The sequence below is a fragment of the Verruconatronum alginivorum genome, assembly GCF_056590205.1.
Window position 1 is genome coordinate 1,940,647 of record NZ_JBWPVQ010000001.1, and the last position, 15,215, is coordinate 1,955,861.

General features: G+C 59.7%; 12 protein-coding genes and 1 riboswitch. Of the genes, 5 read left to right on the forward strand and 7 right to left on the reverse strand.

The genetic code is table 11. The annotated features are described in order from the left end of the window. Positions 1-126: 126 nt before the first annotated feature. Positions 127-627 carry a ferritin-like domain-containing protein gene (locus ACWUI2_RS06770; RefSeq protein ID WP_486982094.1) on the reverse strand — a complete coding sequence of 167 codons (501 nt, stop codon included), beginning with the start codon at positions 625-627 and terminating at the stop codon, positions 127-129. Positions 628-878: 251 nt separating this feature from the next. On the opposite strand from ACWUI2_RS06770, the gene ACWUI2_RS06775 reads away from it, so the two are divergent. The 5 genes from ACWUI2_RS06775 (at position 879) to ACWUI2_RS06795 (ending at position 4,578) form a co-directional block, all read left to right on the forward strand. Further along, entirely contained in the window at positions 879-2,465 is a 1,587-nt protein-coding gene (locus ACWUI2_RS06775; RefSeq protein ID WP_486982095.1) for an FAD-dependent oxidoreductase, read from the forward strand. A 207-nt stretch (positions 2,466-2,672) separates the two neighbouring features. Further along, the gene (locus ACWUI2_RS06780) at positions 2,673-3,023 is read left to right on the forward strand and encodes a type II toxin-antitoxin system Phd/YefM family antitoxin (protein ID WP_486982096.1); all 351 of its coding nucleotides are present in this window, start codon (positions 2,673-2,675) and stop codon (positions 3,021-3,023) included. After that, complete coding sequence (locus ACWUI2_RS06785) at positions 3,020-3,406, forward strand: type II toxin-antitoxin system VapC family toxin (RefSeq protein ID WP_486982097.1); 387 nt, start codon at positions 3,020-3,022, stop codon at positions 3,404-3,406. The genes ACWUI2_RS06780 and ACWUI2_RS06785 overlap by 4 nt, the downstream gene beginning before the upstream one ends. A gap of 99 nt (positions 3,407-3,505) precedes the next feature. Continuing rightward, positions 3,506-3,841, forward strand: a complete 336-nt coding sequence (locus ACWUI2_RS06790; protein WP_486982098.1) for a hypothetical protein — start codon at positions 3,506-3,508, stop codon at positions 3,839-3,841. Then, the gene (locus tag ACWUI2_RS06795) at positions 3,805-4,578 is read left to right on the forward strand and encodes a BPL-N domain-containing protein (RefSeq protein ID WP_486982099.1); all 774 of its coding nucleotides are present in this window, start codon (positions 3,805-3,807) and stop codon (positions 4,576-4,578) included. The genes ACWUI2_RS06790 and ACWUI2_RS06795 overlap by 37 nt, the downstream gene beginning before the upstream one ends. A 479-nt stretch (positions 4,579-5,057) precedes the next feature. Here the strand turns inward: ACWUI2_RS06795 and ACWUI2_RS06800 are convergent, their stop codons facing one another. The 6 genes from ACWUI2_RS06800 to ACWUI2_RS06825 form a co-directional block, all read right to left on the reverse strand. Next, positions 5,058-6,320, reverse strand: coding sequence for an L-lactate MFS transporter (locus ACWUI2_RS06800; protein ID WP_486982100.1), 1,263 nt, complete (start codon positions 6,318-6,320; stop codon positions 5,058-5,060). Positions 6,321-6,351: 31 nt separating this feature from the next. Continuing rightward, positions 6,352-7,134, reverse strand: coding sequence for a pyruvate formate-lyase-activating protein (gene pflA, locus ACWUI2_RS06805; protein WP_486982101.1), 783 nt, complete (start codon positions 7,132-7,134; stop codon positions 6,352-6,354). A 12-nt stretch (positions 7,135-7,146) separates the two neighbouring features. Next, complete coding sequence (pflB, locus tag ACWUI2_RS06810) at positions 7,147-9,432, reverse strand: formate C-acetyltransferase (RefSeq protein ID WP_486982102.1); 2,286 nt, start codon at positions 9,430-9,432, stop codon at positions 7,147-7,149. 582 nt (positions 9,433-10,014) lie between these two features. After that, the gene (gene thiC / locus ACWUI2_RS06815; protein WP_486982103.1) at positions 10,015-11,931 is read right to left on the reverse strand and encodes a phosphomethylpyrimidine synthase ThiC; all 1,917 of its coding nucleotides are present in this window, start codon (positions 11,929-11,931) and stop codon (positions 10,015-10,017) included. Between the two features lie 55 nt (positions 11,932-11,986). Next, positions 11,987-12,101, reverse strand: a riboswitch (TPP riboswitch). Positions 12,102-12,293: 192 nt separating this feature from the next. After that, entirely contained in the window at positions 12,294-13,514 is a 1,221-nt protein-coding gene (locus ACWUI2_RS06820; protein WP_486982104.1) for a sensor histidine kinase, read from the reverse strand. Between the two features lie 13 nt (positions 13,515-13,527). Beyond that, positions 13,528-15,180 carry an ATP-binding protein gene (locus tag ACWUI2_RS06825; protein WP_486982105.1) on the reverse strand — a complete coding sequence of 551 codons (1,653 nt, stop codon included), beginning with the start codon at positions 15,178-15,180 and terminating at the stop codon, positions 13,528-13,530. Positions 15,181-15,215 lie beyond the last annotated feature (35 nt).

Genomic DNA, 15,215 nt, shown 5'->3' on the forward strand with positions numbered 1-15,215 from the left:
GAAAAGGTTGTTTAATGTGGAAGAGAGCCGGGGCGGGGGAATGCAGCAATTTGCACTCGTCCGTCCCTCGGGATCGTGCAGGATGCGGGATCGGTCGGGCGACCGATCCCGCGCGTTCCTTAAAAATCACTCGCGCAGGGCATCGCGGTTGACGCCGCCTTTGCGGGCGATCTTGGTCAGCAAACCGTCGGCTTTCTCCTCTTCGTCGAGAGTCTTGCCGAGGATTTTGCCGATTTCTTTTTCGCCGAGGGACTTGGCCCATTCGGTGACTGTGCCGTAACTGGCGATTTCGTAGTGTTCCGCCTTTTGGGCGGCTCCGATCAAGGCGGCATCCATCACCGGGCCTTCTTCGTCCATGGAAAGGAGTTCCTCGGCTTCCTCGATGATCCCTTTCATGGCGTGGCACTCGTGCGCGGAAGCCTTTTCGCCCATCTTCTTGAAGCATTCCTCCAAGCGGTGAACATGTTCTTCCGTCTCCTCCTGATGCTCTGTCAAAGCGATCTTCAGGTCGTCGGAAGAGGCGCGCTCGGCGATCTTGGGCAGAGCTTTCAGCAATTGCTGTTCGGCGTGGTAAAGGTCGCCAAGCTCGTGCAGGAACAGTTCTTTCATCGATTTAAGTGGTTTCATACGTGATCTGTTTTTATCGGTCTTTCGTAGTTGTGTTCTTCGTCATACCGGCGCGACCAGAGCGGCGCGCCTCACCGTCCCTTTAAAGCTAGAACCGTACCGGGGAAGAGAATTAGGAATTAGGAATGAGGAGTTATGAAGTCGTTTAGAAGTTTGAAGGGGACGACTTCCTCTCTTCCTCCCTTCTTAATTCATAATTCGTCATTCATAATTCTCTCCTCTGGCACGTCCGTTGCTGGGGGATGAAAGGCATGCGTGACAAAAACGAACGGAGGGCGGTCGCGGGACCGGAGGGGAAAGTGAATGTGTCGGCTTGGGAGGGATATGCCCCGTTGCCGGAACCGCCGCCGTTGCACCGGGATTTGGATACGGAGGTATGCGTGGTGGGAGCGGGGATATCGGGCCTGACCACCGCCTATTTGCTGGCCCGGGAGGGGAAACAAGTCACGGTGATCGACCGGGGGGCGTTGATTCGGGGGGAAAGCAAACACACCACCGCCCACCTCTCGAACGCGATCGACGACCGGTTCGCCGAGGTCGGGAAAATCCGGGGCGAAGAGGTGGCCCGGATGGCGGCGGAAAGCCATGGCGCGGCGATCGATTGGATCGAACGGATCATCCTGGAGGAAGAGATCGAGTGCGATTTCGAGCGATTGGATGGCTACCTGTTTCTGGGGGAAGGCCATGAGGTCACCCTGTTGGACGACGAACTGGAGGCGGCCCACCGGGCTGGACTCGGAAGCGTGGAGAAATTGGCCGTGGCGCCGGTGGAAGGATTCGTTTCGGGACCTTGCCTCCGGTGTCCGGGGCAGGCCCAATTTCATCCGCTTAAATACCTGATCGGGCTGGCCCAACGGGCGGAAAAACTCGGGGTCCGCTTCTTCGGCCGGACTCCCGCGCTCGACATCGAAGGTGGCGCCGTGGCGACGGTCAAGACCGGGACCGGGCACACCATCCGGGCGCAGGCGGTGGTGGTGGCGACGAATACACCGGTTAACCACCGTTTCGCGATGCACACCAAGGTGTATCCGTATCGTAGTTACGCCATCGGGTTTGCGGTGAAGAAAGGGGCGGTCAGCCGGAATTTGTATTGGGATACCTTGGACGCATACCATTACGTCCGGCTGCAGGATTGGCCTTCGGGTGGAGAAAACGGCACGTCGGCGGCGGACGATTACGAAATGTTGATCGTCGGCGGGGAAGACCACAAGACCGGTCACGCCGACGACTGGTCCGAGCGATTCGCCCGTTTGGAGGATTGGACCCGGGCGAAATTTCCGGCGGTCGAAAAAGCCGCCTATCATTGGAGCGGGCAGGTGATGGAGACGCTGGACGGACTCGCCTACATCGGCCGCGATCCGGCGGGAGACGAGAACGTCTATGTGATCACCGGGGACTCGGGGATGGGGCTGACCCATGGAACGATCGGCGGGCGGTTGGTGACCGACCTGATCATGGGGCGGGAAAACCGGTGGGCGGAAGCTTACGATCCGTCGCGCAAACCGGCGGGGGCGTTGGCGATGTTCGCCGAGGAGAACCTGAATGTAGCCGGAGCCTATGCCCGTTGGCTGGCTCCCGGGAGCGTCCGTTCGCCGGAGGAAATTCCGGCCGGAGGCGGCGCGGTGGTCGGGGCGGGAATGAAGAAAAAAGCGGTTTACCGCGACCCGGAAGGACGCCTGCACACCCGCTCGGCGGTCTGTCCCCACCTGGGATGCGTGGTCGGATGGAACGCCAGCACCGGAACCTGGGACTGCCCCTGCCACGGTTCCCGCTTCGACCCCTACGGCAAAGTCCTCACCGGCCCATCGACCCAGGATCTCTCCGAAGAGGAGGAATAAGAAAAACGTAGATATCGATAGGCGCGGATGAGGAGTGGAAGAGCGGCGGCTGGGGAAGCTTTATGAACGGGTTCCGCCTGGGACCGGAGCCCGAAATCTTGTCCGAAGTGGCGGAGGCGTCCCGCCTCAGTGCCGTGCCTAAGTCTGACCCCGCATAAGACTCAAAGGGCTCTGCCCAGAGCCGCTACGAATGCATGGTATCAAAAGGTGAAAGTCCATTCCCTCCGGAGGCGAGTTACGGGAGAGCAGCTGAAAGCAACCACGTCGCTGGAAATCGCGCTTGACCCAAAGCTTGCCTGGACTAACTTAGCTAAGATGATTACGGTGAATATGCACGAAGCTAAGACCCAGCTTTCCCGGTTGGTTAAATCGGTGGAAAAGGGCGAGCATGTGTTGATTTGCCGGAAGGGAAAACCGGTTGCGGAGATTCGTGCGCCGTCAACCCCCGCCATTGAACGGCTTGCATCGCATCCGGATCTGAAGCCTCTGTGGGTGGAACCTGACTTCGATCCGGCCGCTCCGGCTACCGACGATGAATGGCCCGCTGAAGCGAGATGATTCTCCTCGATACTTGCGTCCTGTTTTGGCTGGAGCATGACCCTGATCGAATCTCCCATCCTGCGGTGGAGGCGATTCGGACACCAACAACCGCCTGTTTTGCCTCCTCGATCAGCGCACTGGAACTGGGTTTGAAGGTCGCCCGCGGGAAATTGAAACTTCCCTTACCTCCGGGCGACTGGCTCCGGGAGGTCTGTCAGCGTCGTGGCATCGGAGAAATTCAGGCGGATTTTTCGATTGCCGGCGAAAGCGCACTACTCCCCCGCATCCACGACGATCCCTTTGATCGTATCCTCATTGCTACCGCGATGCAGCGATCTCTCCGTCTTGTAACGCCGGACGGCCATATTTCCCGATATCCGGGCCTCGACGTGCTTTGGTGATGCGATTAGCCGGAAGCTGGCCCGCATGAATGCGGCACTCCAGTGGAAGCCGGTTTCTTTAGGTCGTGTAGAGGGACAAGAGAATTCCGCAAGGCGGTGGTGGCGGATTTGAATGATGAGGTATCCAAAAGGGTGGTGGAAGCAGAAGCGGAAGAATTGCGGGAACCGCTCTGGGAACGGCAGTTGATGCGGGGACTGGAAGTTTTGGGAAAGACGGAGATGGACCTGTTGTCCGCACGGAAGGGAGATTCGTGGAAGGTGGCATTGGCCCGCTACCTGCGTGAAACCAGCCTGACCCCAAACCGCTGGCTGGCAAAACGCCTGAGTATGGGGACGGCAAATTCGGCGAGCAGTCGAATCAGCACTCATCGGAAGACGGTCGATAGCGCTGATAAAACATGGAGAAAACTTCAAATGTTAGAATGCGTGGACTGACCCCTTTTGTTGGCTCTGTTGGCACGGACACCGTGGAGCACCAGCTTCTTTCCGCTGGCAAGGAGGTGGTTCGCGTCAGTGGCGAGGAGATTGCCTCCGGGATTCTTGCGTCCAATTTCGATGGAATCGTGTTTGCCGGAGGGAGTGGAAGCCGACAAGCGGGTTCTCTGGGGCATCGCGGCAGGGAGGAAGTGCGGCGTTTTGTCGGAGAGGGCGGCGGCTACGTGGGCATCTGCGCTGGAGCGTATCTGGCCTGTTCGGGGTTTCAGTGGGGAGTTGGCGTACTAAATGCCCGGACCGTTTCGCCTCAATGGCGCCGTGGGCGCGGGATCGTCTCCGTTGAGGTGACGGAGGAGGGATTCTCGATCACCGGCATTCCCGCGGGCCTGTGTGAGATTCGATACGCGAACGGCCCGATCCTTATGCCAGATGATCGGGAAGACATTCCTCCATATGAGGTCGTTGCCTATTATAGGTCAGAGATCGCCGAAAACAACACACCAGCCGGAGTAATGGGAAACAGTCCGGCTATTGTCTGGGGAACCTTTGGCAAGGGCCGGGTGGTTGTTTCCAGTCCTCACCCGGAAAGCACAGAGGGACTCGATCCAGGTTTTGTTCCTTCGGCGGTCCGCTGGGTGGCAGGAGGAGGGAAGGTTGCATCTGAAAACTCGGAGATTGCAGGCCATGAGTATGACAGTCGACCGGGCAAAGAGCAGAACGGGCAGGTTACGCGCTAAGGATTGAAACTAAGCGGCATGGACGATATGACTCAGGACCGAGGGAAGAAAGGAGAACGGGCTTTCCAGCCCGCTTAGATCTAATCCCCGGACAGGACGGAGCGAAGCGGCGATGGCGAAGCAATATCCGGGTTCTTTCGGGCTCCAGCAACTGAGGAAATCTTCGTCGAAGTAGGGAGAAGCCAAAATGGGGTTCAGGTAAGGTCCGTCATTGAATTAAGATTCTGCTGGGAAGGTGTTTTTTTTGCAGGGAGTTTAGCCGTATATTCATTACCGAACGGGCCGCAAAATTTTCCGCGATTATCTGGATTGCTGCGAGGCGCGAAGATATGATCGATGTGGCAATGCAGCGCTTTTCGAGGAGCCGTTATTGAGGGCGCTGTTTGAGGCGGTGGAAGAGCTTGGGCACTGGTGGATTGTTGAAAGGATTTCCGGGGCGGCTTCAATTGGGATAACCGCACCCGGGGTGCGCGGAACCATTAGGCGGCCGTGGGCTGGAGCGCGGCGCGTTTGCGGAGGGAGCGGATGTTGCCTTGGATCAGGAGGGAGACGACCAGGGCGACCAGGAAAAGGCCGGCAAAGATTTGAAGGGTCTGCTCGTAGCTGCCGGTGGTCTCACGGACCTGGGCGGCCAGAAGGGGGCCGGCGAGGCCGGCGGCGGCCCAGGCTGTGAGAATATTTCCATGAATCGCCGACAGGCGTTTTGTTCCGAAAATGTCTCCGATGTAGGCCGGGATTGAGGCGAATCCTCCGCCGTAACAGGTCAGGATCAGGCAGACGACGACCTGAAAGACGATCGGGTTGGTGCAGTAGGGGAGCGCGAAAAACGCGATGGCCTGGATTACGAAGAACGTGGTGTAGGTCATCGGCCGCCCGAGATAATCGGAAATCGAGGCCCAGCCGATCCGGCCCAGTCCGTTGAAGAGTCCCATCAGTCCGACCATGGTGGCGGCGGCCGCTGGAGTGAGGCGGGCGATTTCCTGCGACATCGGCGACGCGACCGAAATGATCGCTATCCCGCAGGTGACATTGATGAAAAGCATCACCCAAAGATAATAAAAGCGGATCGTTCCCAAGGCTTCGAGTGACGAGAGTTGCGCGAGGTCTTCGACCGGGCGCCGACGAGTTTTCTGACTCGGCTTGGGCGTCTTAGCCTCGAGTTTCCAGTCGGACGGGGGAGGCTCCAGGTATTGGGCCGAGGCCATCATGAGTAGAAAATACACACCCGCGAGAAGATAGAAGGTGATGGCAACCCCAATTCCTTCGATCAGAACTTGAATGACACGGCTGGCGAGAAGGGCGCCAAAACCAAACCCCATAATGGCCAAGCCGGTAGCGAGTCCCCGGCGATCGGGGAACCATTTGACGAGGGTCGAAACCGGGGCGATGTAGCCGACTCCGAGTCCGATACCGCTGATGATTCCGTAGCCGAGGTAAAAGAGCCAGAGGTTGCCAATCGATACCGCCAGGCCGCCAATGGCGAGGCCGGAGCAATAGAAAGTCGCCGACAACATCCCGCTCTTACGCGGTCCGAGGCGTTCGACCGTCGGTCCGAGAAACGAGGCCGACAACCCCAGGGCGAGGATTGCCAGGCTGAACGCCCAAGCGGTCTGGCTCTGGTCCCAGCCGAGAGATTCTCGTAATGGTTGTTTAAATACGCTATAGGCGTAAACAGCGCCGATTGAGACGTGGACTCCGACAGCGGAGGCGGCGATTAGCCAACGATTTTTGATCCGTTTCACAGGAGAATAACGATAGTAATTGGATCTCTATTCAGATCGCATTGACGCCATGGGAAGCAAAGATTTCTCGGGCATGTTCCACTTGTTTCGCCGTCGGCACGGGGGTGTTGCCAAGGTGATAGGGAATACCGCGGGCGGCGTATTTGGTCTCGCCCATTTTGTGGAAAGGGAGAACCTCGACCCGGTCGACATTGCCGAGGGTGGCGACGAAGGTGGCCAGGCCGTGGATGTTTTCGTCGGCATCGGTCAGGCCCGGCACCAGGACGAAGCGGATCCAGACCGGCTTGTGCAACGCGTCGAGTCTGCGGGCGAAGGCGATGGTCGGCTCGATGTGACAACCGGTGGTGTGTCGATAGGTGGCGGGGAGCCAGCTTTTGATGTCGAGCAATACCAGATCCACTTCGGCCAGGAGGGCGTCGCTTGCTTTGGCTCCGAGAAAACCGGAGGTATCGAGTGCGGTGTGAATCCCTTCCGCCCGGGCTCCCGCAAGGATCGCGTGGACGAACTCAGGTTGCATCAGCGGCTCGCCGCCGCTGATGGTGAGCCCGCCGTTGCGAATGAAGTTCCGGTAGCGCAGAATGTCGGCCAATATTTCACCCGCGCTCTGCTCCTCCCCGCAAGGACGCCCCTGGGTGTCGGGGTTGTGGCAATACAGGCAACGCATCGGGCACCCGGAAGTGAAGAGCACATATCGAAGGCCGGGGCCGTCGACGGTGCCGCATGTCTCCACCGAATGGATATGTCCGCGCGTCTCCAGTGAGGGAGGTGGCGCGGCGGCGGGCGGCCGTTGGTGTTCTGTGAGGATGCAGGACATCTTCGGGTGTTGCTAGAACCGGTCGTGGAAGGTTCGCTCGATCACCTCGTGTTGTTGTTCGCGAGTGAGTCGGATGAAATTGACCGCGTATCCGGAAACCCGGACGGTGAGCTGGGGATATTTCTCCGGGTGTTCAATCGCGTCGAGCAAGGTCGCGCGTTCAAAGACATTGACGTTGATGTGGTGCCCCCCTTCGCGGAAGTAGCCGTCGAGCAGATTGACCAGGTTGCCGACTTGGTCTTCGCTCGTTCGCCCAAGTGCTTTCGGGACGATGGAGAAGGTGTAGGAAATACCGTCCTGAGAATACTCATACGGGAGTTTTGCGACCGAGGCCATCGAGGCCACGGCGCCCTTGCGGTCCCGTCCATGCATCGGGTTTGCTCCGGGCGCAAACGGTTCACCGGCCTTGCGTCCATCCGGGGTGTTGCCCGTTTTCTTTCCATACACCACGTTGGAGGTGATGGTGAGGACGGATTGAGTGGGGACGGAGTTCCGGTAGGTCGGTTGACTGCGGATCTTGCTCATGAAGCGTTCGACTACCTCGCAGGCGATCGAGTCGGGGGCGTCGTCGTTGTTGCCGTATGAAGGATAATCACCTTCGACCGCATAGTCGACCGCGAGTCCCTCCTCGTTGCGGATCACGCGAACCCGGGCGTGTTTCACCGCGGAGAGCGAATCGGTGACCACTGAGAGTCCGGCGATGCCACAAGCCAATGTCCGATAGATCTCACGATCGTGGAGCGACATCATGAGGTGCTCCGGCGAGTACTTATCGTGCATGTAATGGATGATGTTGAGCGCCTTGACGTAGGTTTCGGCCAGCCAGCCCATCATTCGGTCGAACCGCTCCATCAAGTCCTCGTATTCGAGATATTCCCCGGTGAACGAATCCGAAACCGGTGCGACCTGCTCGCCGGTCTTTTCATCGCGCCCGCCATTGATGGCATAAAGCATGGCCTTGGCGAGGTTGGCGCGGGCGCCGAAAAACTGCATTTGTTTCCCGATGCGCATCGCGGATACGCAGCAGGCGATCCCGTAATCGTCACCCCAGAAGGGCCGCATCAAGTCGTCGTTCTCGTATTGGATCGAGCTGGTTTCCGCGGAGACCTTGGCGCAGAAATTCTTGAAACCGCGCGGCAGGTTTTCCGACCAGAGGATGGTGAGATTGGGTTCGGGCGCCGGTCCGAGGTTGAAGAGGGTCTGGAGAATGCGGAAGCTGCTCTTCGTGACCAAGGTGCGACCATCTTCGCTCATGCCGCCGATGCTTTCGGTCACCCAGGTCGGGTCGCCCGAAAAAAGCTCATCGTAGTCTTCGGTCCGGATGAACCGAACGATGCGCATTTTCATCACCAGGTGGTCGAAAATCTCCTGGATTTCATCCTCATCGATCGTCCCTTCGGCAAGATCGCGTTCGAAGTAGATATCGAAGAAGCTGGCGGTGCGTCCGAACGACATGGCCGCCCCGTTTTGTTCTTTGACGGCACCGAGGTAAGCGAAATAGGTCCATTGGACCGCTTCTTTGCCATTGCTGGCGGGACCGGAGATATCGAAACCGTAGGCGGCGGCCATTTTCTTGAGATCCTGGAGGGCTCGGATTTGATCGGCCATTTCCTCCCGTTCGCGAATCCAGCCTTCGGAGAATGCCTCGGACTCGCCGGCTGCCATTTGCTCCTTTTTATCAACGATCAAGCGATCCACCCCGTAGAGGGCGACCCGACGATAGTCGCCAATGATGCGCCCCCGGCCGTAACCATCGGGCAGACCCGTGACGAGGCCGGCCTTCCGCACCTTGCGGATCTCGTCGGTGTAGACGTCGAACACCCCGTCGTTGTGGGTCTTGCGGTGGTTTTCAAAGGTTGCCACGGTTTCCGGATCCATCTCGCGGCCATGGGCTTGCAGAGCCTTCATGGCGATCCGTAACCCGCCGTAGGGGAGGAGCGCTCGCTTGAGGGGGGCATCCGTCTGGACTCCGACGATCTGTTCCAGATCCGCATCAATGTAGCCCGGGCCGTGGGAGGCCACGCGCCCGACGACTTTGGTGTCGGCATCGAGAACGCCGCCCAATGACCGCTCTTTGGCCAATAAAACCGTCAATTTTTCCCAAAGTTTGTTGGTCCGTGCGCTCGGGCCCCGGAGAAAACCGGCGTCTTCCTTATAAGGCGAGACATTGCGCTGAATAAAGTCCCGGACATCGATGGCATCGGTCCAGTTTCCTTCCTGAAATCCACGCCATGGCTGGGAGGCCGGAGAGCCGGCCGTTATCTTTGGAAGGGAGGGAAAATCGATTACTGCGTTCATAAAAACTCCTCGTTATCCGATCCTCTCAAGCTGCCTGGTGGAAGCTGGACGCGGACCGTTGTTAATTAGGAATACGCATACTGGAAAAACGCAAATAAAGCTAATCTAATAGGACGGAAATTCGGCCGCGAGGGGCATTTCAAAGCGCCGCTTATGGCAGGCAGTAGATTTGGATGGAGCGGAAACGTAAAGGAGGGGTTCTGCTGTGGCATGAGCCTGATCGCATCTCCCGCCCGCTCTGGCGAGCGGTCCCCTCGGCATCCGGGCTGCGCCCTGGGGAACAATATAGAATGAAACTTGGTTATGAGGCGGAGCCTCTTTGGAGTGCTCCGCGTCCCCGCGGAGCTTTCGAGCGTGCGGAAGAGCTCCGGCCAGTCGAATGATTGCCGGGCGTGCGGTTGTTGCGGATTGTTCGAAAGCGGTGCGAGGACGCACCGCACTCCAAAGCGCTTCGCGCGAAAACCGGATCGCCCTGTAACTCGCATGAACAGTGAGGTTTCATACGAGGGGAACATTATGGTAGATCCGCTCTTGAGAGAGGGGGGCGCATGAATGCGGCACTCCAACGGCAGCCGGTTTGCTTCAGGTCGTGTAGATTTCGGCGCCTTTTTCTCGGAATTCTTCGGACTTGGTTTTCATCCCTTCTGCAAGGGCTTCTTCATCCGTGAGGCCTTTTTCGGCGGCGTAGCGGCGGACGTCTTCGGTGATTTTCATCGAACAGAAGTTGGGGCCGCACATCGAACAGAAATGGGCGGTCTTGGAGCCTTCCTGCGGGAGAGTCTCGTCGTGGAATTCGCGGGCCGTTTCCGGGTCGAGGGAGAGGTTGAATTGGTCTTCCCAGCGGAATTCGAAACGGGCTTTACTGAGGGCGTTGTCGCGGTATTGGGCGGCGGGGTGCCCTTTGGCGAGGTCGGCGGCGTGGGCGGCGATCTTGTAGGTGATGACTCCGTCTTTGACGTCTTTTTTGTTGGGGAGGCCGAGGTGTTCCTTGGGAGTGACGTAACAGAGCATGGCACAGCCGTACCAGCCGATCATCGCGGCGCCGATGCCGGAGGTGATGTGGTCGTAGCCGGGGGCGATGTCGGTGGTGAGTGGTCCGAGGGTGTAGAAGGGGGCTTCGTGGCACCACTCGATTTGCTTCTCCATGTTTTCCTGGATCATGTGCATCGGCACGTGGCCGGGGCCTTCGTTCATCACCTGGACGCCGTGTTCCCAGGCGCGGGTGGTGAGTTCGCCCTGGGTTTTGAGTTCGCCGAATTGGGCTTCGTCGTTGGCGTCGGCGATGGAGCCGGGGCGGAGGCCGTCGCCGATCGAGAAGGATACGTCGTAGGCGGCCATGATCTCGCAGATTTCGTCCCAGTGGGTGTAGAGGAAGTTTTCCTTGTGGTGGGCGAGGCACCATTTGGCGAGGATGGAGCCGCCGCGGGAGACGATGCCGGTCATGCGCCGGGCGGTGAGGGGGATGTAGCGGAGGAGGACGCCGGCGTGGATGGTGAAATAGTCGACCCCTTGTTCGCATTGTTCGATGAGGGTGTCGCGGTAGATGTCCCAGGTGAGCTCCTCGGCTTTGCCGTTGACCTTTTCGAGGGCCTGGTAGATCGGGACGGTTCCGATCGGGACGGGGGAATTGCGGAGGATCCATTCCCGGGTCTGGTGGATGTTTTTCCCGGTGGAGAGATCCATGACGGTGTCGGCTCCCCAGCGGATGGCCCAGCGCATTTTCTCGACCTCTTCCTCGATGGAGGAGGTGACGGCGGAGTTGCCGATGTTGGCGTTGATTTTGACGAGGAAGTTTCGTCCGATGATCATCGGCTCCAGTTCGGGGTGGTTGATGTTGGAGGGGATGATGGCCCGGCCGCGGGCGACCTCGGATCGGACGAATTCGGGGGTGATTTCCTTGGGGATGGCGGCGCCGAAGGATTGTCCGGGGTGTTGTTTGAGGAGGCTGTTGGAGGGGGCGGAGGCGCTCATTTCGACCTCGCGGGCGGCCTGGAGCTTGGTGTTTTCGCGGATGGCGATGAACTCCATTTCGGGGGTGACGACGCCGGCGCGGGCGTATTGGAGCTGGGTGACGATTTTGCCCGGTTTGGCGCGGAGGGGTTTGCGTTGGAGTCCGGGGAAGCGTTTGAGGCGACCCTTGCCGGCGGCCTGTTCGGCGTGGGTGGCGGAGAGGTAACCGTCGTCGGTGGGGAGGGTTTCGCGGCCGTCGTATTCTTCGACGTCGGCACGTTCGAGGATCCAGTCTTTGCGGAGGGCGGGGAGTCCGCGGGTGACGTCGCCGTCGAACTCGGGTTCGCCCCAAGGGCCGGCGGTGTCGTAGACGCGGACCGGGTCGTTTTGTTCGAGGTCGCCGGTGATGAAGTTTTTGGTGGGGGCGAGGGAGATTTCGCGCATCGGCACCCGGAGGTCGGGGCGGGAGCCGGTGACGTAGATGCGACGGGAGTTGGGCAGCGGCGCGTAGGGTGCCGTGGCGGCGGTGGTGTGATCGGACGATGACATTGGCAGTTGTTTCTTTTGTGAAAAAGGATCCCTGCGCTTTCAGTCGACGATCGGGCCCCGGGGGGAGATCATTTTCCTACGGCGGCATGACCCGCATCAGGTTCGAAGGGTTCGCGGAACGGTCGGATCCGCATCTCAGCCTCGCGCGGGAGGCTCCCCGGTTATGAGTTAAAGGAGATAAGAATAGGGAAACGGGGGCGGGAGGCAAGCGCGCTTCGCGCGCATAGACGATAGACGATGGGAGGGAGAAACGTTCAAGGTTCAAGGTTCAAGGTTCGAGGTTCGAGGTCCGTAGTTCTTAGTTCTTAGTTCGAAGCTCTCGTGCTCTGGAAATCCGAAATCCGCAATCCGCAATCCAAAATTCACTCGGCGATCGGGAGGAAAATGGTGAAGGCGGAGCCGGTTCCGAGTTTGGTTTTGAGGTGGAGGGCTCCCTGGCGGTTGCGGAGGAGGCGGGAGACCATGGAGAGGCCGAGGCCGGTTCCCTTGTCGCGGGGCTTGGTGGTGAAGTAGGGTTCGAAAATTTCCTGGATGATGTCGGAGGGGATTCCGCCGGCCTGGTCGCGGACGGTGACCGAGACGAAGGGCGGTTTGTTTTCGAAGACATCGGCGTGGAGGACAACGGTGCCTTCGCCGGATTTTAAGGCGGGTATGTCCAGGGGGGTCTCGATTTGGCGGGCTTCGACCGAAATGCCTTGGATGTCGCCGTTGCTGCCCTGGAGGGCGTTGATCATCAGGTTCAGGAGCATTTGGGTGAGTTCGGCTTCGCTGAGGCGGACGCGGGTGTCGGGTTCGAGCAGTTGGACCTCGATGGCGTTGCCGCGGATGACGGGGTGGACTTTGATGAGGCTTCTCAGGTCGTTGAGGATGAGATTGACGGAGCAGGAGGAGGAATGGGAGGGGCGTTGGAGGAAATCGAGATGGCGGCTGGAGATCTCGGAGCAGATTTTGATTTGCCGGGAAATGGTGGCGAGTTGTTGCCGCATTTCGTCGAGTTGATCTTCCTCGATGGCGCGGGAGTTGGCGACGCGGTCCATCATCAGGTCGAGGAAGCAATTGATGATGGTGAGGGGGTTATTGATGTCGTGGAGGACGCCGGCGTAGACCTCGTTGATGGTGGCGGCCATGTCGGCGCGGGTCATGGTTTCGGCGAGTTCGGAGGAGATCCGGTGGAGTTCGCGTTCGGCGTTGGCGATTTTGAGGGAGACGCGGCGGTGGACGAGGGCGTCGGAGACGGACCGGCGGAGGGATTCGACGTCGAATGGTTTGCCGATGTAGTCGCGGGCGCCGAGGCGGAGGGCTTGGCGGGCGGTTTCGAGGGTTTCGTAGGCGGTGAGCATGATGACCTCGGTGCTGGAATCGACCTCTTTGAGGGCGCGGAGGACGGCGATGCCGGACATGCCGGACATGCGGATGTCGAGGACGGCGACGTCGATTGGAATTCGTTTGGCAATTTCGAGGGCTTCGTCTCCGTTATGGGCGAGATGGATGTTGTAGTCGTTCCGGAAGACCATCCGGATGGATTGGCGCGGACCTTCTTCGTCATCGACGACCAGCAAGTGGTGTTTGGCGGGAGCTTTCATAGTCGGGAGATCTTTAGAGACGGTGTTGTTCATGAGTTTCCTGTGCCGGGAAATACATGGCGACATCGGGATGGTCGCCCTTGGATCGCGGTGAAATTTGGAGCCAGCCATTGTGTTCGTTGGCGGCGCGGCTGGCAACCGTCAATCCGAGGCCGATGCCGCTGGTGCGAGAGGTGAAGAACGGTTCGCAGGCGGTGCGGGAAGTTTCCTCGGTGAAGCCGGGGCCTTCGTCGAGGAATCCGATCCGGAGGAAGCTCCGGTCGTCGCGGATGACGAGGTCGAGTTGGACGGTGAGGGTCGGCGGTTTGGAGTGGGATTGGAGGCCGTTGATGAAAATTTCCTGGAAGGCTTGGGTGAGGGCGGCGGGGTTGCAGCGGAGGGAGGAGATGTTGCTGCGGTTTTGGACGGTGAGAATGCCGGTGAGCCGGCTGGCGGTTTGGGCTTTGGCGAAGGCCTCGCGGAGCAATTTTTCGATGCCGGTGAGGACGGAAGGGGGTGGGCGGGTTTCGGCGAGGAAGAGAATTTGTTCGGTGAATCGGGCGATGCGGGCGGTTTCGGAGGCGAGGGCTTGCTTGAGGGAGTCCTGGAAGGAGGATTCGTGGTAGCGGTCGTCGATCAGTTGGAGGTGGGAGTTGAGGGGGACGAGGGAGTTGCGGATTTCGTGGGCGAAACGTTTGGCGACGAGGCTGGTCAGTTTGGTGTTTTCGGCTTCGGCGGCGAGTTGGCGGGCGTGTTCGATTTCGCTGACGTCCTCCATGAGGACCATGGCGGATTGGGGGAGGCGGCGGGTTTTGTTTTGGAAAGGGATGACGGTGACGCGGAATGTCCTGGGTTCCGGTCCGGTCGGGCGGTAGGAGAAGGGAGGCACCTCTTCGCCCTTTTCGACGACCTCATGAATCCGTTCGGCGAGGGGGGCGGGGAGGTCGCCGAAGGTCAGGGGAGGTTTGCCGGGTTCCGGTTGCGGGGCGCCGATGAAGCGGAGCATGGCGGGGTTGACGTGGAGCACCTCCAGGTCGGGCCCGGCCACGAGGCTGCCGTTTGTCATAGAGGCGAGGACGTCTCCAAAGAGTTTGTGATTGGCGGCCAGTTCGCTGTGGAGCCAGTTGTTGCGGACCGACATGCCGAGTTCCTCCAGCAGGTGGAACATGAGTTGGAGTTCTTCATCGGTGAAGGCGGCGCGGGTCAGGTGGCCGCCGAGCATGGCGACGCCGATGGTCCGTTCCCGGTCGTTGATCGGAATGGCGAATTGGCAGCCGAGGAGGTTGAATTCGTTTTGGACCCGGGAGTGGAGGGTGGGGGAAAGCAAGGCTCCGGTTTGGTCGGCGCGGAGGATTTGTCCGGATTGGATGATCCAGTGCCCGATCCCGCTGGTGGCGGAGAGTTCGACGCAAGTCTGGACGTCGGCGGGGATTCCGATCGAGCAGACGCAGTGGAGGCGGGATTCCGGTGGCCGGGGGGGATGGGACGAGGAGAAGCGGGGGGATTGGAGGAAGAGGGCGATGCGGTTGACGCCGAAACTTTCGCGGACCCGGAGGATGAAGTGGCGGACCAGGCTGGGGAGGTCGAGCGAGTGGCTGAGGATCCGGGAAAAGTCGCGGATAATCTCAAAATTGGCCGGAACGGGGGGGCGCTGTTCGGAGGCCGGCGATGTCGGGTCGGAAGGCATGGGGAAATGGTTGGATTGGGGTAGGGGATGAGCGC

Excerpts from the sequence above, each read along its gene's own strand:
- ACWUI2_RS06770 (WP_486982094.1), bottom strand. The coding sequence starts at position 627 with ATGAAACCACTTAAATCGATGAAAGAACTGTTCCTGCACGAGCTTGGC.
- ACWUI2_RS06775 (WP_486982095.1), top strand. The coding sequence starts at position 879 with ATGCGTGACAAAAACGAACGGAGGGCGGTCGCGGGACCGGAGGGGAAA.
- ACWUI2_RS06785 (WP_486982097.1), top strand. The coding sequence starts at position 3,020 with ATGATTCTCCTCGATACTTGCGTCCTGTTTTGGCTGGAGCATGACCCT.
- ACWUI2_RS06795 (WP_486982099.1), top strand. The coding sequence starts at position 3,805 with ATGGAGAAAACTTCAAATGTTAGAATGCGTGGACTGACCCCTTTTGTT.
- pflA (WP_486982101.1), bottom strand. The coding sequence starts at position 7,134 with ATGTCCTGCATCCTCACAGAACACCAACGGCCGCCCGCCGCCGCGCCA.
- pflB (WP_486982102.1), bottom strand. The coding sequence starts at position 9,432 with ATGAACGCAGTAATCGATTTTCCCTCCCTTCCAAAGATAACGGCCGGC.
- thiC (WP_486982103.1), bottom strand. The coding sequence starts at position 11,931 with ATGTCATCGTCCGATCACACCACCGCCGCCACGGCACCCTACGCGCCG.
- ACWUI2_RS06820 (WP_486982104.1), bottom strand. The coding sequence starts at position 13,514 with ATGAAAGCTCCCGCCAAACACCACTTGCTGGTCGTCGATGACGAAGAA.
- ACWUI2_RS06825 (WP_486982105.1), bottom strand. The coding sequence starts at position 15,180 with ATGCCTTCCGACCCGACATCGCCGGCCTCCGAACAGCGCCCCCCCGTT.